Source organism: Bacillus sp. FSL K6-6540 (assembly GCF_038007545.1).
This window is the reverse complement of the sequence record NZ_JBBOXH010000002.1, coordinates 274,497-295,993: the sequence shown is the minus strand read 5'-3', so window position 1 is coordinate 295,993 and position 21,497 is coordinate 274,497. Positions and strand designations below refer to the sequence as shown.

The window sequence follows — 21,497 nt, the reverse complement described above, 5'->3', positions numbered from 1 at the left end:
ATGCCAAGTATTACAAAACAAATCATGAGCGGTGCAAAGTGGACAAGTATTTCAACCATGTGTATTACAATCATACAAATTGTTCAGTTTGCCCTGCTTGGAAATATGATGACCTTAACAGAATTTGGGCTTGTCGGCATGATCACAACGGTTACAGTTTTCGCCCAGATTGTGCTCGATATGGGTTTTGGCGCAGCATTAATTCAGAGAGACGACGCGACGGAGCGCCAGCTGTCAACATTGTATTGGCTTAACATTATGACGGGCGTTTTGCTGTTTGTTCTTTTATATGTGAGCAGTCCTGTCATTGCGGGATTTTATCAAAGAGAAGAGCTGGTGTTTCTGGTTCGGATTCTGGCGATTATGTTTTTGATCGCGCCAATTGGACAGCAATATCAGTATATGCTGCAAAAGCAGCTGCAGTTTAATACGTTAAGCAAAATAGAGATTTTTTCAAATGTATTGTCATTCGGATATTTAGCGATAGCGGTTTTTATGATGGATGCGATTTTGGCGTACGTGATTTCTCAAGTCCTGCTGCAGTCCAGTAAAGGGATTTTATATTGGGCAGTATACCGAAAAAAGTGGCATCCTGCTTTTGTTTTTGATTTGAGAGGCATGAAGGATTTCTTTTCTTTTGGAGCCTTTCAGCTTTCATCCCGTCTTGTGAACAGGCTGGGAGCAAATATCGACATGATTTTGATCGGCCGGTTTATTGGTGCTGAAGCATTGGGGATTTATAACCTCGCTTATCAGATTGTCACCATTCCGGTTTTGAAGATCAATCCGATTGTCACACGGGTGGCATTCCCTGTTTTCGCAAAAAACAAATATGAAAACAGCGTGATCAGAGAAGGCTTTCTGAATATGACAAAAATGCTGGCGCTTGTTTCGTTTCCGCTGTTAATCGGGCTCGTGTCTGTGTCAGACGCCTTTATCACAGCGGTTTTCGGAGAAAAGTGGCTTGCTGCTGTTCCGATCCTAAATGTTCTGGCGATTGTCGGAATACTAAGAGTGCTTATGAATCCAAATGGATCTGTGTTGCTGGCTAAAGGAAGAGCTGACTTAGCGTTTTATTGGGATTCCGGCGTGCTGCTGCTGTACGGATTATCACTCTTTGCAGCTGTACAGACGGGAAGCCTGCTGACAGTCGCATGGGTGTATGCCATTATCAGCGTTGTTAATTTCCTGATCGGGCGCTGGCTTTTGGCATATGTCATCAAGCTTAACCTTTCAGCTTATTTCCAGTCGATTATGAAGCCATTTCTGATTACTGCGGCGATGGGCATCATCGCGTTTGGTGTAAGCCTAAGTACCGAACACTTCAGTATGCAGGCAGAAATGCGGCTGGCCATTTCAGTTGCAGCCGGGGCGCTGTGCTATCTCTTTCTTTTGGTAAAAGCGTACCCTCAAACGAAAAGCAAACTACTAAGAAAAGGACGTTTGTCATGAAGATTTTGTGGATCACAAGCGTATATCCGAGCAGTATGAAACCCGGAGAGGGTGTGTTTCATGAGACACAGGTGCAAGAGCTGCAAAAACTCGGGCTTGATATCACTGTGATATGCCCACGGCCTTTTCATTCAGCGCCTGTCCGCATGCTGAAAAAGACATATCGAAAAAAGGATGCCAGACCGGAGTATGAGATTAGAAAGGGAATACCGGTTTACCGGCCTTTCTATCGGGCAGTTCCCGGCCAGCTGAAGTGGGCGCAGCCTCATCGGAGAATCGCATCAGCCGTTTTAAAAACCATGAAACAGCGCGACCTATATCCGGATCTGATCCATGCGCATTTTGCCATGCCATCGGGCGGGGCTGCGGCAGTCGTGTCAGAGTCAGCGCAAATTCCTTATGTCCTGACCTTGCATGGCAGTGATGTGAATGTCTATCCGCATTACAGCAAAGGAGCGTTTAAAGCCTTCAAGCGTGCCGTAGGTTCTGCGTCAGTTGTTTTAGCAGTCAGCCACAAGCTTCAGGAAGAAGCCAAAAAGCTTTCGGGCTTTGACAGCTCGGTTTTGCCAATCGGCATACAGCTCAGCCGCTTTCAGGAGAATGAGGAGACGAAAGAGGAAATCAGAAAAAGACTCGGACTCCCGATCGATCAGCGTCTGGCTGTCTATGTCGGCCGGCTGGTCAGAGAGAAAGGCATTTTTGAACTGTCTGAAGCGATCGAATCGCTGCAGGACTCTCCTAAGGCAGTCTTTGTCGGGGATGGTCCCGCAAAATCGACGCTGACGCAGAAGGGGCATATCGTCACAGGCCAAGTGCCGAATCATCAGGTAAGAGACTATTTACTTGCGGCAGATCTATTTGTACTTCCTTCTTACAGTGAGGGGATGCCGACTGTTGTGATTGAGGCGCTGGCGCTAAGGGTTCCTGTTATTTGTACGGATGTTGGCGGAGTGTCGTCTTTATTCGGAAAGCACCAACATCTGCTGATTAAACCGAAATCCGCTCAAGCCTTGGCAGAAGCGATCACTCGGTACGAACATGAGCAAATATGGAAGCCGGAAGTAGCAGATGACTTGTATGAAACCGTGCAGGCTCAATTTGACGCAGGAAAAAACGCCAAGGCCTTGCATCATCAGTATCAGACGGTCACGAAAACGTCCGTTTAATCGTAAGACACTGCGACCAATATAAATAGGAAGATCATTTTACAGGAGAGGGTTGAGCGCTGTGAAAAAAATAGCTGTCATTGGAACAGGTTATGTAGGACTCGTATCAGGCACTTGCTTTGCGGAGATCGGCAATAAAGTTGTTTGCTGTGATATCGATGAATCAAAAATCAGAAGTCTGAAAAATGGGGTAATCCCAATCTATGAACCAGGGCTTGCAGACTTAGTTGAAAAAAATGTGCTGGATCAGCGCTTGACCTTTACGAACGATATCCCGTCTGCCATTCGGGCCTCAGATATTATTTATATTGCAGTCGGAACGCCTATGTCCAAAACAGGTGAAGCTGATTTAACGTACGTCAAAGCGGCGGCGAAAACAATCGGTGAGCATCTTAACGGCTACAAAGTGATCGTAAATAAAAGCACAGTCCCGGTTGGAACAGGGAAACTGGTGCAATCTATCGTTCAAAAAGCCTCAAAGGGGAGATACTCATTTGATGTTGTATCTAACCCTGAATTCCTTCGGGAAGGGTCAGCGATTCATGACACGATGAATATGGAGCGTGCCGTGATTGGTTCAACAAGTCATAAAGCCGCTGCCATCATTGAGGGACTTCATCAGCCATTCCATGCTCCTGTCATTAAAACAAACCTAGAAAGTGCAGAAATGATTAAATACGCCGCGAATGCATTTCTGGCGACAAAGATTTCCTTTATCAACGATATCGCAAACATTTGTGAGCGAGTCGGCGCAGACGTTTCAAAAGTTGCTGATGGTGTTGGTCTTGACAGCCGTATCGGCAGAAAGTTCCTTAAAGCGGGTATTGGATTCGGCGGTTCATGTTTTCCAAAGGATACAACCGCGCTGCTTCAAATCGCAAAATCGGCAGGCTATCCATTCAAGCTCATCGAAGCTGTCATTGAAACGAACGAAAAGCAGCGTGTTCATATTGTAGATAAACTTTTGACTGTTATGGGAAGCGTCAAAGGGAGAACCATTTCAGTCCTGGGATTAGCCTTCAAACCGAATACGAACGATGTGAGATCCGCTCCAGCGCTTGATATTATCCCAATGCTGCAGCAGCTGGGCGCCCATGTAAAAGCATACGATCCGATTGCTATTCCTGAAGCTTCAGCGATCCTTGGCGAACAGGTCGAGTATTACACAGATGTGTATGCTGCGATGGAAGACACTGATGCATGCCTGATTTTAACGGATTGGCCGGAAGTGAAAGAAATGGAGCTTGTAAAAGTGAAAACCCTCTTAAAACAGCCAGTCATCATCGACGGCAGAAATTTATTTTCACTTGAAGAGATGCAGGCAGCCGGATACATTTATCACTCTATCGGCCGTCCCGCTGTTCGGGGAACGGAACCTTCTGACAAGTATTTTCCGGGCTTGCCGCTTGAAGAATTGGCTAAAGACTTGGGAAGCGTCAATTTATAAAAAGAAAAAGTGTTACTTGGTTGAAGCTGCCGGCTGCTAGGCTCGGCCGCCGGCTCCTGAAACATCAGGAAAGGGGTTAAACATGTGAGTATCAAACGATCAGCGGTCCATACGCTAGCGTTACTGGCCGCTGCTATATTTGGAGTCGTCCTATTGCTGGGAGCCATCCATAAAGATATAGGTTTCATGCAGATGGCTGCTGTGCTTGCGGTGTTGGCAATTGGCCTGTTTTTACTGACGCTTGCAACCGCATTTACAACAAAAGAACGGCTCTTTATGGCTGTAATCTATATTTTGATCGCCTGCACTTTTTTAAATAATGCATTTTTCGCTATTCATCTTGGATTTTTCAGTTTGTTCCTTTACCGGCTTCTGCTCATTGCAGCGGGTTGCCTTCATATTTTCGGCATGGTTCGGAATCGAACCCATATTGAAAGATGGCATGGGCTGCAAGTAAAAGGGATTTTACTCTTTTTCGCCTTTTGGTTTATATATGGCCTTGTTTCTCTGCTGTGGGCCAAGTCGGTAACAGTTGGCCTCAAGTATTTAGCCTTATTGGCAATGGGAATTTTCTTCATTTATCTTATTGTCATGTACGTGCAAAAAATGGAGCGGCTGATGATTGTTTATGCCATTTGGCTGGTGATGACGGTATTTCTGATGATCATTGGCTTTTACAATCATATCACCCACCATCATCTTGCGAGTTCCACATTGTACAGCGGACCGGAGTATAAGCAGCATTATCCGACATCGGTCTTTTTTAATCAAAATGACTTTGCGACCTTTTTATCCATCAGCTTCTTTTTTTACATCACGATGATGAAAAACATTAAGAATGGATACATCAAGGCAATTGGCCTTGTGCTCTCGCTCTGTGCGTTGTATTTAATTTTTGCCACTGGTTCAAGAGCCAGCCTTCTGGGTATTTTTGCAGGTATTGCTGTCTACATCTTCATTGTATTGCCGCCTGTTTTAAAGAAAATGGCTATATGGCTGTCGGCGGCGGGAATTGCTCTTTTCGCAGTTCTTTTCGCCAGCAAAATCTATTCAAAGTTTTGGGAGCTGTTTCTGGCCCCGCAGACGCTGCATTCATTTCATGACAGGCTTCCATCAAATGTGGCTCGGGCAAATCTGCTGAAAAACGCTTGGCATTTTTTCCTTGATTCATACGGATTCGGAGTCGGGGCAGGAAATGTATCCTATTATCTTGAGCATTATGCTGTATATGATACTGACAATGTGGCAGAGGTGCATAACTGGCTTGTTGAAATTCTTGCTAATTTTGGCTTGTTCATCATGCTGGGATATCTGTCCGTTTATGCCTACCTCATATGGGTGCTTTACAAGTTTTATGAAAGAAAATTAGAAAATCAGTCAAAACTGATCACAGAAGGACTTATTACCGCTATGGTCAGTTTCCTGGTATCAAGTATCAGCCCAAGCTCTGTTTCAAATTTATTTTTCCATTGGGTGTTTATGGCGCTCGTCATCGCCGCCGTGAATGTGTTAAGGCGATCCAGACAAATGCCTGAGCCGATGTACAGATAAACAGACTACAAAAAGCAGGGAGACTTATATGAACGATATATTGATAAGAATAGCCCGTCGCATAAAAAAAAATATCATTTGGATCATAGCGGTGCCAATTATATTAGGTGCGGCGGGGTATATCCTGCCGTCACAGATCGCTGATCAAAAGAGCTATACAGCTGAAGATACTTTGGCTGTGGGGAGCTATGATCATCCGGTTTATAACAGCACAGAAGAGATTCCGCTTCTGCTTAAGAGCGACTCTTTTTTGAAGGAGGCGCTTCCTGATGAAAAGGATGAAGATGTAGCAGAGATCAAAGAGAAGCTTACCATCAAAACGGAATCCAAATCGTTACTGACTTTAAGCTATAGCGACGAGGATAAGGATAGAACGGAATCTGTCTTAAACGCCATATCCTCCACCTTCCTCAAAAATGATCAAAAGCTGTATGCAGAAAGAGAAGCCGTTATCCGCAGCAGCATAGACGCGCTTGAAGGCGAGTCGGTGAGCGAGGATTCCAAAGTGGATAAAGAGAGATTTTTATATGAGCTCAAAAACACACAGCTTAACCTGAAAGCGGCCAGTATTACTGATTCCGAAACCGTAAGTGAGACAGCAGGCGGGGGAATGTCTCCGAAAAAGAAAGCAGTTCTCGGCGTTATGATTGGCCTTACGATTGCCTTTATGTTCGTTGTCATTCCTGAATTTTTCAGAGAATCCTTTTAAAATCATACGATGGAGATGTGATCATGACCAATTGGAAACCTCTCGTATCTGTCATTACACCTTCCTATAATGCGCGTGACTATATTGAAGACACGGTTCATTCGGTATTAGATCAGAGCCATCCTCATTGGGAAATGATTATCGTGGATGATTGCTCAACGGATGGGACCCGCGACATTTTACAGCAGTATGAAAAAATAGACGAAAGAATTCATGTGGTGTATTTGGAAGAGAACTCCGGAGCTGCGGTTGCTCGCAACAAAGCGTTGGAACGCGCTCAAGGGCGCTACGTAGCATTTTTGGACAGTGATGACAAATGGAAAAAAGACAAACTGGAAAAGCAGCTTGAGTTTATGATGGAGCGCTCCTGTGCGTTTTCTTTCACGGGCTACAGCTTAATGGCGCAGGACGGGACCCCACTCGATAAATTTATTCATGCGCCGGAAAGCCTGACGTACGATGACGCGCTGAAAAATACAATTATCGGCTGCTTGACGGTGATGATTGACAGGGAGCAAACGGGACAGATCCAAATGCCGAATATCAGAACGAGACAGGACTTAGCCACATGGCTGTCTCTTTTAAAAAAAGGATTTACTGCCTATGGAATGAATGAATGCCTGGCTGAATATCGGCTTGTCAATAACTCAATTTCCAGCAACAAATGGAAGGCTGCGAGAAAAACGTGGTTTGTCTACAGGGAGATCGAACGGCTTCATTTTATGAAAGCAACATGGTGTTTTGTTCAATATGCAAAAAACGCGGTGAAAAAAAGATTATAGCCGCAAACAGAGAGAAAAGGTGATGAAGGTGGAAACAAAAGAAGCAATCATTCATGTCATCGTTGCCACTGCTGAATGGGGAAAAGACCAATTGAGATACAGAAGGCACCGGCTGGCAGAATTTTTAGCTGCTCAGGAGGAAACGAAGGAAGTTATTTGGGTATGTCCGGCTCCGCGTGCCCAAGGGAAAGAGTTTCAGGAAGTCCATTCTGGCATCAGGCAATTCGCTGTCAAAGACCTGCTGCAGAAAAAAATGTTTCGTTTCGGACGATATACAGATGTCTTTTACAGACATAAGCTCTCCCCATTACTCGATGAGCTTACATCTGCTTCTGCAAACGGTGAACGCTGCTGTTTATGGTACACGTTTCCGGGATTCCCGCTGCTGTCTTCGCTGTATCCTTGGGATCAGGTCATTTATGACTGCAGTGACTTATGGGCGGCGCCGATCAGCGGCCGATCAAATCTGCTGTCTGAATTCCGGCGAAAAGTCATTAAATCGGCAGAGCTGAGAATTATACAACGAGCAGATTCAATAACCTGTTCATCAGATTATCTTCACAAGGAAGTAGACAAAAAACTGACTGCAGGACGAGAAAAGGTTCATACTGTGGAAAACGGTGTGGAGTATGAGCTGTTTTCTGCACATAAACAAGCTACCGATCGCAGTATACTGCAGGGGAGAGAAGGAACGGTGTTAGGCTTTATTGGCGGGATTAAACCGAAGCTCGATTTTAAAATGATTAAAGAAGCGGCACTGCAAAAGCCTGATTGGATATTTTTATGGGTTGGCCCGGATGCCACCAATGGTGATGTTTCGTTTCAAGAGCTGCTGAGGCTTCCAAATGTCATATGGACCGGCCCGGCAGATCCGAAAGAAGTTCCGCATTTTATGGAGCTTATCGACATTGGCATCATGCCATATAAACAATCACCGTATAATCAAGCTGTGTTTCCGCTGAAACTATTTGAATTTTTAGCGGCAGGAAAACCTGTCGTCGGCTCTAATCTCCCGTCAACCTCAAAAATGCAAAAGCCGTATGTATACGAATATGTAGAAGGTGATCATCCAATTGATTTTATAGCAGCTTGTGAAAAAGTTCTCGGACAAAACGGAGACGAAACCTATAAAGAAATGCGCCGAAACATCGCCCGGACACAAGATTGGAATTGCTTATTTAGACAAATTATGAAATATACAGGGATTCAAAAACATGCGTAGTCCTATAAATTGGGATGCGCGTTTTTTGATTATACGTGTTTCTTTTTGATGAAGCTTGTTATAATAACTAAGGAGAAGGTATAATGGAAGGAACGGTTCTCTATATAAATAAAGACTTCATTTAATTCCAAAGGAGACTTCTTTATGCTTGACGAACGCATGATTCGCATTGTTGTTGCGTTTATTGTCTCGCTGCTGACAGTTTTAATCATAACCCCAATCGTAAAAAGGATTGCGATTAAAATAGGTGCAGTTGACCAGCCCAGCAATCGAAAAGTACATGACAAAATCATGCCCCGTATGGGCGGGCTGGCCATATTTATCGGGGTGGTTGCAGGCGTGCTTGCATCCGGTATTTACACAGAAACAAGGATGACGGCAATTACAGTCGGAGCATTCATCATTATTGTGTTAGGTATTCTTGACGATAAATATCAATTAAGTGCAAAAGTTAAGTTTTTGATTCAATTAGGTGTAGCCATAATGATTGTAAGCACTGGCTTAAAAATGGACTTTTTCTCAGTACCTTTTTTAACAGAACGGTTTGAGTTAGGATGGATGGCTTATCCGCTGACGGTATTATGGATTGTCGGCATCACGAACGCAATTAACCTGATTGATGGATTGGATGGCCTTGCTGCCGGTCTTTCTGTTATCGGCCTGTCAACGATCGCTGTCATGGCGCTATCCGGCGGAAAAGTGCTCATTCTGTCACTCTCATTAGTCGTTATTGCCAGCACGCTGGGGTTTTTGTTTTACAACTTCCATCCGGCAAAAATCTTTATGGGAGATACGGGATCACTGTTTTTAGGGTATAGTATTTCGATTCTTTCATTATTAGGCCTGTATAAAAGTGTCACATTGTTCAGTATCGTTATCCCGATTATTATATTAGGCGTACCGATTTTTGATACAACATTTGCTATCATCAGGAGAATATTAAACAAACAGCCGATTTCAGCGCCTGATAAGTCGCATATTCACCATAGACTGATGGCCTTTGGCCTTTCACATCGGATGTCGGTCTTAGTTATTTATTTAATTGGATTTATTTTCAGTATCAGTGCGATAGTACTTAAAAGTGCCACAATTTGGCTTTCTTTGTTTATTATCTTCATTTTAATTATTTTTATGCAAATCATAGCAGAAGTGACAGGACTCGTGAATGAAAAATTTAAGCCGTTTACAAAGTTTTATAAACGGCTGGTGAAAAGGAATTAAAAATTCCGGCTTATGTGCCGGAGTTTTTTTCTGCGCAAAAATGCCCGATCCTCTAAAAGGACCGGGCATTTTTTAATAGGATGAATCAGTTGTTGAATTCGTTGTACTGTTGTTTGAGCTTGTGCTGCTGTCATTCGAATAGCTGTTTCCGCTCGTCGTCCCGTCAGTTGTTGTGCCAGTGCTGCCAGAACTGCTTGAGCTGTCAGTCCCGTCTGTTGCATTTCCGGTACCGGAAATGCCAGTGCTTGTATCAGGAGTATAATCTAAATGCTCTTGAAGCGTTTTTCTGACTTTCTCGAGATTTGTAGCATCAGGTTCAAAGTAATATGTGTTGTTAGGCCCTAAATACAAATCAGAACCTGTAATGCTCAATGTGTCGATTTTTTTGCTGGTAAAGCCGCTGTAAATCTGCTGAAGCGCTAAACCTTCAGTAATGCGAATATTGGTTTCAACGTTTTCGCTGGCTTTTTCTGCGATTTTATCAATTTTAGCAATGTTGCTTGCACTTGACATGCGGTCAATCAGCGCGTTTAAGATTTGTTTTTGTCTGTCATTACGGCCAAAGTCTCCGCGTTTATCCTGTTTTCTCATCCGGGCATATGCTAAGGCTTCTTCGCCGTTCAAATGCATCTCGCCTTTTTTGAAGTAAATCCGTTTGCTTTCGTCTACATCACTTTTTTCATCGAAATCGAAAGGCACGTCAACATCAATACCGCCGACTTCATTAATCACATCTTTAAATCCGTCAAAATCAACTGTGACATATTTATCAATCGGGATTTGCAAGAAGTTTTCAACAGTTTCAACTGTCTCATCTTTACCGCCTTTGCTGTAAGCGGCATTGATCTTCGTCTTGCTTCCCGTTGTGTCACCAGCTAATTGCACACGTGTGTCACGCGGAATGCTCAGCATTTTCATGGTTTTATTTTTGGGATCCAGGGTAACAACAATAAGAGAGTCTGATCTCCCTTTTTGTCCTTTAGTCGCGTAATCCTCTATTCCCATAAATAAAATAGAAAACGGTTTTTTCTTCATGTCTACAACTTCGTTGCGAAGATTTGATTTATTCCCGCGGGATAGGGCATCGTACGATTCATCCGCAGCGTTAATTGTTTTATAAAGTTTATACCCGCCAAGCCCTACAACTACCAATAGTGCAAGGGCGAACAATAACATAATTCTTTTTAAAATTTTCCTGCGTTTGCTCTTTTTCTTTTTTCGCACACGCACTCTAACGCGTTCAGCCATTATTCAGTCTCCTTTATGTGATTGACGGCTTTTTCAAGATACGTCAACTCTCCCTCTTTAATATCACTCTTTCCATTTGTCAGTTCTGTCATCCATTCAGAAAAAGCGTTTGTTTCTTTTTCTTCGACGTATGTTTCGAATTCAACATTTTCTGAATAATGGATTTCCTTTAACAGAAATTGTGACTCCCTTAATTCATTTTCAATCTTGCCAAGCCATGTGTAATCTGCAGAAGTATGCATGATTCGCATAAGCTTCCGTTCTACAACACCTATATGATTTAATCCTTCAGACACTGATTTCCCATAAGCGCGAATTAATCCGCCAGCACCAAGCTTAATGCCTCCGAAGTAGCGTGTAACGACGGCGCAAGTATCCTTCAGCCTGCGTTTTTTTAAAACCTCGAGCATCGGCACTCCCGCTGTACCGCTTGGTTCCCCGTCATCATTGGCTTTTTGGATATGATCATTCTCGCCAATAACATAAGCCGAGCAATTATGAGTCGCATTCCAGTGCTGTTTCTTTATTTTCTGTATAAATTCCTGTGCCTCTTGTTCGGTAGAAACACGGCTTAAATGACAGATAAAACGCGATTTTTCTATAACAATCTCGTGTTCTCCTGCTTCTTTCACAGTAAAATAGCTGTGCAGCATGCTAGCTGACCCTCCTGCTAAGCATAAAAGACTGCCTATACAAATTCGTACAGTCTTTAGAATTTTTGTGCGTATTTTGGTATCATAAAGAGTAGATAGTATATAAAAATGTTTTTTTCTAGAATATACGCATTCTTTCATTATAATTCGACATAATTTGCAGATCAATTACATTTATAATAAAAATATATGACAACGCCGTGACGGAGGGAAATTATGAATAAAACAAAGATGGATTCCAAAGTGCTGGATTCTATTTTGATGAAGATGCTGAAAACCGTTGACGGGAGCAAGGACGAAGTTTTTCAAATCGGGGAGCAGTCACGTCAGCAGTATGAACAGCTGGTCGAAGAACTGAAACAAATTAAACAGCAGGTGTATGAAGTGATCGAGCTTGGCGATAAACTTGAAGTGCAAACCCGCCATGCGAGAAACCGTTTATCCGAGGTCAGCCGTAATTTTCATAGATTCAGTGAAGAGGAAATCCGCAATGCTTATGAAAAAGCCCATAAGCTGCAGGTAGAATTGACGATGATCCAGCAGCGTGAGAAGCAATTGCGCGAACGGCGGGACGATTTGGAGCGCAGATTGCTAGGGCTTCAGGAAATCATTGAGCGGTCAGAATCATTAGTAAGCCAAATTACAGTTGTGCTCAACTACTTGAATCAGGATTTGCGCGAAGTTGGACTGCTTCTTGCTGATGCTCAGGCAAAACAGGATTTCGGCTTAAGAATTATTGAGGCGCAGGAAGAAGAGCGAAAAAGAGTCTCAAGAGAAATCCATGACGGACCCGCTCAAATGCTGGCGAATGTTATGATGAGATCGGAATTAATCGAGCGGATTTTCCGTGACCGGGGCGCAGAGGACGGATTCCAAGAAATTAAAAATCTACGCCAAAATGTTCGGAATGCCCTTTACGAAGTGAGAAGGATTATATATGATTTAAGACCGATGGCCCTTGATGACCTAGGCCTGATTCCAACTTTAAGAAAATATCTATATACAACCGAGGAATATAACGGGAAGGTCAAAATACATTTTCAGTGCATTGGAGAAACAGAGGATCAGAGGCTAGCGCCTCAGTTTGAGGTTGCGCTCTTCAGGCTCGCACAGGAAGCTGTGTCTAATGCGCTAAAGCATTCTGAATCTGAAGAAATTACAGTCAAAGTTGAGATCACAAAGGATTTTGTGATTTTAATGATAAAAGATAACGGTAAAGGGTTCGACCTGAAGGAAGCGAAAGAGAAGAAAAACAAATCATTCGGCTTGCTGGGCATGAAAGAAAGAGTAGATTTATTGGAAGGAACGATGACAATAGATTCGAAAATAGGTCTTGGGACATTTATTATGATTAAGGTTCCGTTATCTCTTTGACTATGATTTGTAAAATAGAGCCAAAAGGCATATTGACCGAATGCTAGAGTATATAGAACAATAATACAAGGAGGCGTGGCTTGTGACTAAAGTAAACATTGTTATTATCGACGACCATCAGTTATTTCGTGAAGGTGTTAAACGGATATTGGATTTTGAACCTACCTTTGAAGTGGTAGCCGAAGGTGATGACGGAGACGAAGCGGCTCGTATTGTTGAGCACTATCATCCTGATGTTGTGATCATGGATATCAATATGCCAAACGTAAATGGTGTGGAAGCTACAAAACAGCTTGTAGAGCTGTATCCTGAATCTAAAGTAATTATTCTATCAATTCACGATGACGAAAATTATGTAACACATGCCCTGAAAACAGGTGCAAGAGGTTATCTGCTGAAAGAGATGGATGCTGATACATTAATTGAAGCGGTTAAAGTAGTGGCTGAGGGCGGATCTTACCTTCATCCGAAGGTTACTCACAACCTCGTTAACGAATTCCGCCGCCTTGCAACAAGCGGAGTTTCTGCACACCCTCAACATGAGGTTTACCCTGAAATCCGCAGACCATTACATATTTTAACTAGGCGGGAATGTGAAGTGCTGCAGATGCTTGCAGACGGAAAAAGCAACCGCGGAATTGGTGAATCATTGTTTATCAGTGAGAAAACAGTTAAAAACCATGTCAGCAATATTTTACAAAAAATGAATGTAAACGACCGGACGCAAGCCGTTGTGGTCGCCATTAAAAATGGCTGGGTAGAAATGAGATAGTATAATAGGAGACTTGCCTTTTTCTAGGCAGGTCTTTTTTTAGGCTGCCGTTTCCCTTACAATAGAGTTATAAAGCAATAAGGCAGGTATCGAAGCTATGAATATTGCAGTCGTAACAGACAGCACGGCATATATTCCGAAAGAAATGCGTGAACAACATCAGATACATATGATCCCTCTCCAGGTTGTTTTTAGGGAGGAGACTTACCGTGAAGAAATTGAGTTGGACTGGAAAAGCTTTTACGAAGAAGTGAAAAAACATAATGAGCTCCCGACGACTTCTCAGCCGCCAATCGGCGAGCTGGTTGCGTTGTATGAAGAGCTTGGCAAGTCTTATGATGCGGTTATCAGTATCCATCTTTCCAGCGGGATCAGCGGAACATTCAGCAGTGCAGCAGCGGCTGATTCGATGGTCGACAATATTGATGTGTATCCATTTGACTCAGAGATCAGCTGCTTGGCTCAAGGCTTTTATGCCCTTAAAGCTGCTGAATTAATCAAAAACGGAGCATCATCGCCGGAAGATATTATAAAAGAACTGGAAGAAATGAAAAAAACAGTTCGAGCTTATTTTATGGTAGATGACTTAGCTCATCTTCAGCGCGGCGGGCGATTAAGCAGCGCCCAAGCCTTCATTGGTAGTCTTCTAAAGGTAAAGCCTATCCTTCATTTTGACAATAAGGTAATTGTGCCTTTTGAGAAGATTCGCACACGTAAAAAAGCAATTTCGCGAATTTATGAGCTTTTAGACGAAGATGCGAGTAAAGGATTGCCTATGCGAGCTGCTGTTATCCACGCTAATCGAGAGGAAGAAGCAGCGAAAATCATTGAAGAGCTTTCTGCAAAATATCCTCATGTTGAATTTTATAACAGCTATTTTGGCGCGGTAATTGGCACTCATTTGGGTGAAGGTGCGTTAGGAATTTGCTGGTGTTTTAAATAAGGCCAAATCTCCGTTTTTAGAGCGGAGATTTTTTTATATTCTTATTTTAATTGTTGGACAGAAAATATTCATTCAGGCATACTGTCTCGAAAGGAGGCGTGCTATGTGAATGTGCCAGTTGAAAAAAACAGTTCCTTTTCTAGAGAATTGCAGCAGACGCTTCGAAGCCGTCATTTGCTCAGGACTGAGCTCTCATTTTCCGATGAGATGATTGAATGGCATATCAAGAATGGATATATCACTGCTGAAAATTCTATATCCATAAATAAACGGGGATATAGATGTAATAGGTGCGGCCAAACTGATCAGCGGTATTATTCTTTTTATCACTCATCTGGAAAGAATAAGCTGTATTGCCGTTCCTGTGTCATGATGGGAAGAGTGAGTGAGGAGGTTCCTTTATATTCATGGGAAGAGGAAAATGAACCAAACTGGCAGTCAATTAAACTGACATGGGACGGCAAGCTTTCAAGCGGACAGCAAAAAGCCGCCAATGTTTTAATTGAAGCAATATCAAAAAAAGAAGAGCTCCTCATCTGGGCGGTTTGCGGCGCTGGCAAAACAGAAATGCTGTTTCCTGGTATAGAATCAGCGTTAAATCAAGGACTGCGTGTATGTATTGCAACACCTCGCACCGATGTTGTATTAGAGCTTGCTCCAAGGCTCAAGGCTGCCTTTCAGGGTGCTGACATTTCAGCGCTTTACGGAGGAAGCGATGACAAAGGGCGGCTATCTCCGCTTATGATTTCCACTACGCATCAGCTTTTGCGATATAAAGATGCAATCGATGTTATGATCATTGATGAAGTTGACGCTTTTCCATATTCTGCTGATCAAACCCTTCAATTCGCTGTTCAAAAAGCAAGAAAGAAAAACAGCACCCTCGTTTATTTAAGTGCAACACCTCCTAAAGAATTAAAAAGAAAAGCACTGAACGGACAGTTACATTCAGTTCGCATCCCCGCAAGACACCACCGGAAACCTTTACCCGAACCGCGCTTTGTATGGTGTGGAAACTGGAAGAAGAAATTAAACCGAAATAAAATTCCGCCAGCGGTGAAAAGATGGATAGAGTTTCATGTAAAAGAAGGGAGGCCTGTTTTTTTATTCGTTCCTTCCGTTTCTATTCTGGAAAAGGCTGCTGCGTGCTTTAGAGGGGTTCATTGCCGAACCGCATCTGTGCACGCGGAAGACAAGCATAGAAAGGAGAAAGTGCAGCAATTCAGAGATGGTCAGCTCGATCTATTAATCACAACAACAATACTGGAAAGAGGCGTCACAGTCCCCAAGGTGCAAACGGGTGTACTAGGAGCGGAATCACCTATCTTTACGGAAAGTGCACTTGTTCAAATTGCAGGAAGAACTGGCCGGCATAAAGAATATGCGGACGGCGATGTCATTTTCTTTCACTTCGGCAAAACAAAGAGTATGCTCGATGCAAGAAAGCATATAAAAGAAATGAATGAATTGGCAGCAAAAGTTGAATGTACAGACTAGCCATTATTTGAAAACGTGGTACAGTATACTCATATAACCGATGATGAGGAGCTGTAAAAATGCTTGTCAATTCAAAAGAAATCGTAATGAAAGAACTGCTCGACCGATATATGGACCAGCTTCATATGGCCTGTACTTGCCAAGTATGCCAAAACGATGTATTGGCACTTTCTTTAAACAAAGTGAGTCCATCCTACGTTACTGATCTTAAAAAGATCGCATATACGAAAGCTGAGCTGGTAGATAAACAAAAAAACACAGCAATGCTTGTCATTTTGGCTGAATCTGCTGCAGTAGTTTCAGAGAGTCCAAGCGATTTATGTCACACGAAGCAGGAGGAGGCATTCATAAACTGATCTGTTTATTATGTGATTCGCAATTTTCTCAAGATGTTACATGGAGAGCCCTTTTTTTACTAAAGCCTGATGAAAAGGTTTGTTATTCTTGCAGAAGCAAATTAAAGAAAATCACAGGACATATCTGCCCCCTGTGCGGCAGACCTCAATCTGTTCATGCCGTATGCAGGGATTGCGAGGTGTGGAGAACAAGGATCAGAGACAGTTTGCTATTGCGTCAGAACCGTTCAGTTTACACATATAATGATATGATGAAAGAAACGCTCTCCCGTTTTAAATTTAGAGGAGATGCAGAAATCATAAATGCATTTAAAAGTGATTTTTCTTCAACCTTTTCTAAGGTTTACCCCGATAAGCATTTTGTTCTTGTACCTATTCCGCTGAGCAAGGAACGGGAAGAAGAGCGCGGATTTAACCAGGCACAGCTCTTGGCAGAATGTTTAGACCGGCCTTCCCACCATCCCCTCATTCGCCTGAATAATGAGAAACAGTCAAAGAAAAAGAAAACAGAACGCCTGCTGTCAGAGCGCATTTTTGATACAAAAAATAATTCAGCAGAAGGTATGAATATCATTTTAATAGACGATCTTTATACAACAGGCGCCACCTTGCACTTCGCAGCCCGCTGCTTATTAGAAAAAGGAAAAGCCGCTTCAGTGTCATCTTTTACCTTGATCAGAAGCTAAATGATTCTGTTTTTATGCCGATATAATCACTAGAAATTGACACAGGCATATTATCTAATAAGGAGAAAAAAGATGGGAGAACTGGCTAATTGTCCGAAATGCAATGCTTTATTTTTAAAAACAAAGCTGCAAACTGTATGTCAGGCGTGTATTAAGGAAGAAGAAAAATCATTTGAGACTGTCTATAAATTTTTAAGAAAACAGGAAAACCGGCAATCAACTTTGAGCCGGATAACTGAGGAAACAGGTGTGGAAGAAGAGCTGATATTGAAATTCATCAGGCAGAAGCGAATTCAGATCACTCATCTTCCTAATTTGGCATACCCTTGTGAAAGGTGCGGGACATCGATTAGAGAAGGCAAGTTCTGCAAGGCTTGCCAGTCCGATATTAAGGATCAAATGGATCATTTGAACCACGAGGATGCTCTGAAAATCGAGAAAGAAAATAGTAAAAAAGACACATACTATGCCTATAATACCAAAAACAGCTGATTCCCTAAACTAACTGAAAACGCAGTCGATAAAAGGGTTAAGATTGTTTAAAGACTGCAACGGAAAGCGAGAGGAATCCTATGAAAATCAATCAATTTGGAACACAATCCGTTAATCCATATCAAAAAAATTATGATAAGCAAGCGGTGCAAAAAACTGCTGCACAGTCTCAAGATAAAATTGAAATTTCATCACAGGCTAAAGAAATGCAACATGCATCCGACGCAGTCACTGGTTCACGACAGGAAAAAATTGCGCAGCTTAAAGCGCAAATTGAAAACGGGTCATACAAAGTAGACGCAAATCATATCGCGAAAAATATGATTAATTTTTATAAAAAGCAATAAAAAAGGAGAAAGCCCATGTCAGCGAAGGCAATTATTGAACAATTGAAGCGACTTTGCGTTCTGCATGAGCACCTGCTCACGCTGTCTGAAGAAAAGACGGAAGCGCTCAAAGCCGGCAAAACAAAAGAGCTTTCTAACATTTTGACAAAAGAGCAAAAATATATTCAAGCAATCACGCAGACAGAAGATGACCGGATCAAAACAACTTCGGCCTTTCTCGGATATAGCGAAAATAATACTATTTCCGCATGTATCGCCAAAACCTCAGGCAGTGAAAAGGAAGAGCTGGAACAATTATACGAATCTCTTTCTCAAGTTCTCGGACGTCTGAAAAAAGTAAATGAGATGAATAGGCAGCTGACAAGAGACGCGCTGCAATTCATCTCTATTTCGTACGATATGCTGGTTCCTAAGGAAAATAACTTCAATTACAGCAAATCAATTAAAGCTGAGCTGCCGAAAAGCAGCCAAATGAAACTGTTTGATTCAAAAGCTTAGCAGAAAGGAATTCAGAAAATGACATCTACCTTTATGGGGCTTGAAACTGCAAGGCGGGCGTTAAGCGCTCAGCAGGCAGCGTTAAGCACTACTGCAAATAACGTGGCAAATGCCAATACTGATGGTTATACAAGACAGCGGGTCTCATTGGAGGCAACTGACTATTTCCCTGCTGTATCTAAAAATGCAGAAAAAACAGCGGGACAAATGGGTACGGGCGTTCAAGGAAAATCAGTTGAGAGAATAAGAGATATCTTTCTTGACTACCAATACCGTCTTCAAAACAACAGTGCCGGATACTATGACACGAAGGCAAAAGCGCTGTCCCAAATGGAAGGCGTTTTAAATGAAACGGATGACAGCGGCTTGAACAGTGTGCTCAATTCGTTTTGGAATTCCCTGCAGGAATTATCGAATAATACAAATGAAGAAAGTGCACGTTCTGTTGTTGCTCGAAAAGGACAAGCTGTAGCTGAAACGTTTAATTATATTTCTGAATCACTTACAAATGTCCAATCGAATTTAAAAGCAGAGCTAAATACAACTGTGTTGGATGTCAATTCTCTGCTTTCTCAATTAAACAGTTTAAATAAGCAAATTGCACAAGTAGAGCCGGTCGGGCTTCTTCCGAATGGTTTATATGACCAGCGAGATTTGCTGATCGATAAATTATCCTCAATGGTTGATATCAAAGTCAGCTACAACAAATCAGGCGGGAATGCACTTGCATCTGCTGAAGGAACTGTATCAATTGAAATCCTTGATAAAAATAAACAGTCGCTAGGAACTGTTTTGGACGGTAAAAATTACGAGGTTTCAGAACTTGCAGCCAACTATGATAATGAAACTGGGTTAGTATCAAGTATTTCAATCGGGGATACAGCTGTGCAGGCGGAGTCCTTTAGCAGCAAGGGATCCCTTTTAGGATTTATAGAGTCTTATGGGTATATAACAGCAGATGGCCAAGAAAAGGGCGTATACCCGGAAATGCTTTCTGATCTTGACAATATGGCGCTTGAATTCGCGAAAGCTTTCAATGAAGTGCACAGAAATGGTGTGACCAAGAGCGGTGAACAAGGCGGAGACTTTTTTGATTTTACTGGCGGTGAAACTGAACCTTCCAAGGGCGCGGCGGGCAAGATCAAAGTGGCTGACAGCATAATAGATTCAAAAGGCGCAAACATTGCTTTCTCACTGACTGGTGCAGCCAACGATAACGCAAATGCTACAAAATTAGCAAATGTTTTAACAGGTAAAATAACCATTAACGGTAAAGAAACTAGTGTTTTAGATTATTATGCGGGTCTGATTGGCGAGCTAGGGATCGAAGCTCAAGAGGCTAATCGACTGGCGTCTAATACAGAAACACAGCTAAATGATGCTGACATAAACCGTCAGCAAATGAGCGCAGTTTCTTTAGACGAAGAAATGACGAATATGATTCAATTCCAACACGCATACAATGCAGCTGCAAGAATGGTGACTTTACAAGACGAATTACTTGATAAAGTGATCAACGGCATGGGTGTTGGAGGAAGGTAGGTAGAGTCACATGAGAGTAACACAAGGCATGATACAGCAAAACTCACTGAGATATATCGGTTCGAGCTACTCGAAGCTGGATAAACTCCAGTCGCAGATTTCTTCAGGGAAAAAAATCTCAAAAGCTTCCGACGATCCTGTAGTAGCAATGAAAAGCTTAAAGTATAATACGCAACTTTCTCAAGTGCAGCAGTACAAAAGCAATGCTTCTCAAGCCTTTACCTGGCTCGAAAACACAGAAACAAACATTACAGAAGGAATTGACATCTTGTCAAAGGTCAGAGAATTAGCGGTTGAAGCTCAAAATGATACAAACGGCGAGGCGGAGCGGCAAGCGATTGGCGTAGAAGTAAAGCAGTTAAAGGAACAGCTTTTAAATATTGCGAATACACAAGTGAACGGCAGATATATCTTTAATGGCACAAATTCAGATAAGCCTCCGGTTACAGATAACGGAGACGGAACTTATACAATTTCTGATACAGCTGATGTCGTAGTCAATATATCAAATAATATGTCATTGAAAGTGAATTCAGATCCAAAGTCAGCTTTTGGAGGCACTTCTGAAAGCGGGCAAAATGTATTTGAAATGCTTGATTCTTTTGAGAAAGCACTAAATTCTGGTTCGCTAGATGGCATGGACAATGTTTTAGATGATATTGATCATTTTTCTGACGGCATGAGTGCTGAACGATCTGATCTTGGAGCGAGATATAATCGTCTTGAACTGGTTAATACAAGACTGTCAGCGCAAGAAGAAACAGCTACCAAAGTGTTATCAGACAATGAAGATGTAGAACTGGAAGAGGTAATAACTGAATTTATTGCGCAGCAAAGTGTGCACAGGGCTACTCTGGCCGTTAATGCGCAAATTGTTCAGCCTACATTGATTGACTTTTTAAAGTAAGCGGCTCTTAGGAGTTCGCTTTTTTTATAGTTCAGGAGGTAGAGTGATGCAGATTCCCAGATTGATTATGCATAGTGTTCAAGGAAAAATTGGTTTAACAACGACGCCTGCCAGCTTAAAAATGGAGCAGCCTCAAGCTGATCTAGAGATCGAACAGCCGAGTGCGGAAATGGAAATATCGGTGACACCTGGAAAACTCACGATTGACCAGACACAAGCATGGGAAGAATTAGACAGAAAGCATGTTTTCAAGAGAATTGAAGAAGCCGCCCAACAAGGGCATGAGGATGTAATGAAGGGAATAGCGCGCACGGCAGAAGAAGGCGACGAGCTTATGAGAATTGAAAATAAAGGGAACCCAATCGCTTCGCAAGCAAGGAGGAACTCTGAGATGCACCAAATTCAATTAGGCGAAAATTATGCTCCTTCTCTATCTAGGGTGAAAATACAATATACTCCGTCACAGCTTGATGTTCAGATTACGCCGCGAAAGCCTGTTATTCAGGCTGAGCCGCATAAGCCAATTGTTGAATATACGCCAGGAAATGTTAAGGTTGACATGCTCCAATACCCTGATTTAAATATAGATGTAGAATACCCGAAAGAATCACCCGAAAAGTAAAAAGAAAAGG

At 42.4% G+C, this 21,497-nt stretch carries 22 protein-coding genes; 20 read left to right on the top strand and 2 right to left on the bottom strand.

Going from position 1 to position 21,497, the window contains the following annotated elements; translation table 11 throughout:
* The 8 genes from tuaB (at position 1) to MHH82_RS33880 (ending at position 9,550) form a co-directional block, all read left to right on the top strand.
* Entirely contained in the window at positions 1 to 1,452 is a 1,452-nt protein-coding gene (gene tuaB / locus MHH82_RS33915) for a teichuronic acid biosynthesis protein TuaB (RefSeq protein ID WP_072175123.1), read from the top strand.
* Positions 1,449 to 2,618 carry a teichuronic acid biosynthesis protein TuaC gene (gene tuaC / locus MHH82_RS33910; RefSeq protein ID WP_072175114.1) on the top strand — a complete coding sequence of 390 codons (1,170 nt, stop codon included), beginning with the start codon at positions 1,449 to 1,451 and terminating at the stop codon, positions 2,616 to 2,618. Before tuaB ends, tuaC begins: the two co-directional genes overlap by 4 nt.
* A 61-nt stretch (positions 2,619 to 2,679) precedes the next feature.
* Entirely contained in the window at positions 2,680 to 4,065 is a 1,386-nt protein-coding gene (gene tuaD / locus MHH82_RS33905; protein ID WP_072175122.1) for a UDP-glucose 6-dehydrogenase TuaD, read from the top strand.
* An 84-nt stretch (positions 4,066 to 4,149) separates the two neighbouring features.
* Complete coding sequence (gene tuaE / locus MHH82_RS33900; protein ID WP_032726971.1) at positions 4,150 to 5,616, top strand: teichuronic acid biosynthesis protein TuaE; 1,467 nt, start codon at positions 4,150 to 4,152, stop codon at positions 5,614 to 5,616.
* 28 nt (positions 5,617 to 5,644) lie between these two features.
* Positions 5,645 to 6,325 (top strand): teichuronic acid biosynthesis protein TuaF, encoded by a 681-nt coding sequence (tuaF, locus tag MHH82_RS33895; RefSeq protein ID WP_024573113.1) that lies wholly within the window; start codon positions 5,645 to 5,647, stop codon positions 6,323 to 6,325.
* 23 nt (positions 6,326 to 6,348) lie between these two features.
* The gene (gene tuaG, locus MHH82_RS33890) at positions 6,349 to 7,107 is read left to right on the top strand and encodes a teichuronic acid biosynthesis protein TuaG (RefSeq protein ID WP_038829893.1); all 759 of its coding nucleotides are present in this window, start codon (positions 6,349 to 6,351) and stop codon (positions 7,105 to 7,107) included.
* 28 nt (positions 7,108 to 7,135) lie between these two features.
* The gene (gene tuaH / locus MHH82_RS33885; RefSeq protein WP_072175121.1) at positions 7,136 to 8,329 is read left to right on the top strand and encodes a teichuronic acid biosynthesis protein TuaH; all 1,194 of its coding nucleotides are present in this window, start codon (positions 7,136 to 7,138) and stop codon (positions 8,327 to 8,329) included.
* A gap of 144 nt (positions 8,330 to 8,473) precedes the next feature.
* Positions 8,474 to 9,550, top strand: coding sequence for an MraY family glycosyltransferase (locus MHH82_RS33880; RefSeq protein WP_003227975.1), 1,077 nt, complete (start codon positions 8,474 to 8,476; stop codon positions 9,548 to 9,550).
* Between the two features lie 72 nt (positions 9,551 to 9,622).
* Here the strand turns inward: MHH82_RS33880 and tagV are convergent, their stop codons facing one another.
* Both tagV and MHH82_RS33870 read right to left on the bottom strand, forming a co-directional pair.
* Positions 9,623 to 10,798: a polyisoprenyl-teichoic acid--peptidoglycan teichoic acid transferase TagV gene (gene tagV / locus MHH82_RS33875; RefSeq protein ID WP_015714802.1), complete on the bottom strand. Its 1,176-nt coding sequence runs from the start codon at positions 10,796 to 10,798 to the stop codon at positions 9,623 to 9,625.
* Complete coding sequence (locus MHH82_RS33870; RefSeq protein ID WP_003227979.1) at positions 10,798 to 11,451, bottom strand: YigZ family protein; 654 nt, start codon at positions 11,449 to 11,451, stop codon at positions 10,798 to 10,800. Before MHH82_RS33870 ends, tagV begins: the two co-directional genes overlap by 1 nt.
* A 216-nt stretch (positions 11,452 to 11,667) precedes the next feature.
* On the opposite strand from MHH82_RS33870, the gene degS reads away from it, so the two are divergent.
* The 12 genes from degS to MHH82_RS33810 all read left to right on the top strand — a co-directional run bounded on the left by degS (position 11,668) and on the right by MHH82_RS33810 (position 21,487).
* Entirely contained in the window at positions 11,668 to 12,825 is a 1,158-nt protein-coding gene (gene degS, locus MHH82_RS33865) for a two-component sensor histidine kinase DegS (protein ID WP_003227983.1), read from the top strand.
* A gap of 82 nt (positions 12,826 to 12,907) precedes the next feature.
* Positions 12,908 to 13,597, top strand: coding sequence for a two-component system response regulator DegU (degU, locus tag MHH82_RS33860; RefSeq protein ID WP_003219701.1), 690 nt, complete (start codon positions 12,908 to 12,910; stop codon positions 13,595 to 13,597).
* Between the two features lie 97 nt (positions 13,598 to 13,694).
* Positions 13,695 to 14,540, top strand: a complete 846-nt coding sequence (locus tag MHH82_RS33855; RefSeq protein ID WP_003244125.1) for a DegV family protein — start codon at positions 13,695 to 13,697, stop codon at positions 14,538 to 14,540.
* A gap of 105 nt (positions 14,541 to 14,645) precedes the next feature.
* Complete coding sequence (gene comFA / locus MHH82_RS33850) at positions 14,646 to 16,037, top strand: ATP-dependent helicase ComFA (protein ID WP_014481052.1); 1,392 nt, start codon at positions 14,646 to 14,648, stop codon at positions 16,035 to 16,037.
* Between the two features lie 59 nt (positions 16,038 to 16,096).
* Positions 16,097 to 16,393 carry a late competence protein ComFB gene (gene comFB, locus MHH82_RS33845; protein ID WP_014478130.1) on the top strand — a complete coding sequence of 99 codons (297 nt, stop codon included), beginning with the start codon at positions 16,097 to 16,099 and terminating at the stop codon, positions 16,391 to 16,393.
* Entirely contained in the window at positions 16,357 to 17,079 is a 723-nt protein-coding gene (gene comFC, locus MHH82_RS33840) for a comF operon protein ComFC (RefSeq protein WP_033884179.1), read from the top strand. The genes comFB and comFC overlap by 37 nt, the downstream gene beginning before the upstream one ends.
* Before the next feature lie 72 nt (positions 17,080 to 17,151).
* Entirely contained in the window at positions 17,152 to 17,571 is a 420-nt protein-coding gene (locus MHH82_RS33835; protein ID WP_003227995.1) for a TIGR03826 family flagellar region protein, read from the top strand.
* Between the two features lie 80 nt (positions 17,572 to 17,651).
* On the top strand, positions 17,652 to 17,918 hold the full coding sequence (gene flgM / locus MHH82_RS33830; protein ID WP_072175113.1) for a flagellar biosynthesis anti-sigma factor FlgM: 267 nt from the start codon (positions 17,652 to 17,654) through the stop codon (positions 17,916 to 17,918).
* 15 nt (positions 17,919 to 17,933) lie between these two features.
* Entirely contained in the window at positions 17,934 to 18,416 is a 483-nt protein-coding gene (gene flgN / locus MHH82_RS33825; protein WP_014481048.1) for a flagellar protein FlgN, read from the top strand.
* Positions 18,417 to 18,434: 18 nt separating this feature from the next.
* Positions 18,435 to 19,958 carry a flagellar hook-associated protein FlgK gene (flgK, locus tag MHH82_RS33820; protein WP_049140511.1) on the top strand — a complete coding sequence of 508 codons (1,524 nt, stop codon included), beginning with the start codon at positions 18,435 to 18,437 and terminating at the stop codon, positions 19,956 to 19,958.
* Between the two features lie 10 nt (positions 19,959 to 19,968).
* Complete coding sequence (gene flgL / locus MHH82_RS33815; protein ID WP_014481046.1) at positions 19,969 to 20,865, top strand: flagellar hook-associated protein FlgL; 897 nt, start codon at positions 19,969 to 19,971, stop codon at positions 20,863 to 20,865.
* Between the two features lie 46 nt (positions 20,866 to 20,911).
* Complete coding sequence (locus MHH82_RS33810; RefSeq protein WP_014481045.1) at positions 20,912 to 21,487, top strand: DUF6470 family protein; 576 nt, start codon at positions 20,912 to 20,914, stop codon at positions 21,485 to 21,487.
* Positions 21,488 to 21,497 lie beyond the last annotated feature (10 nt).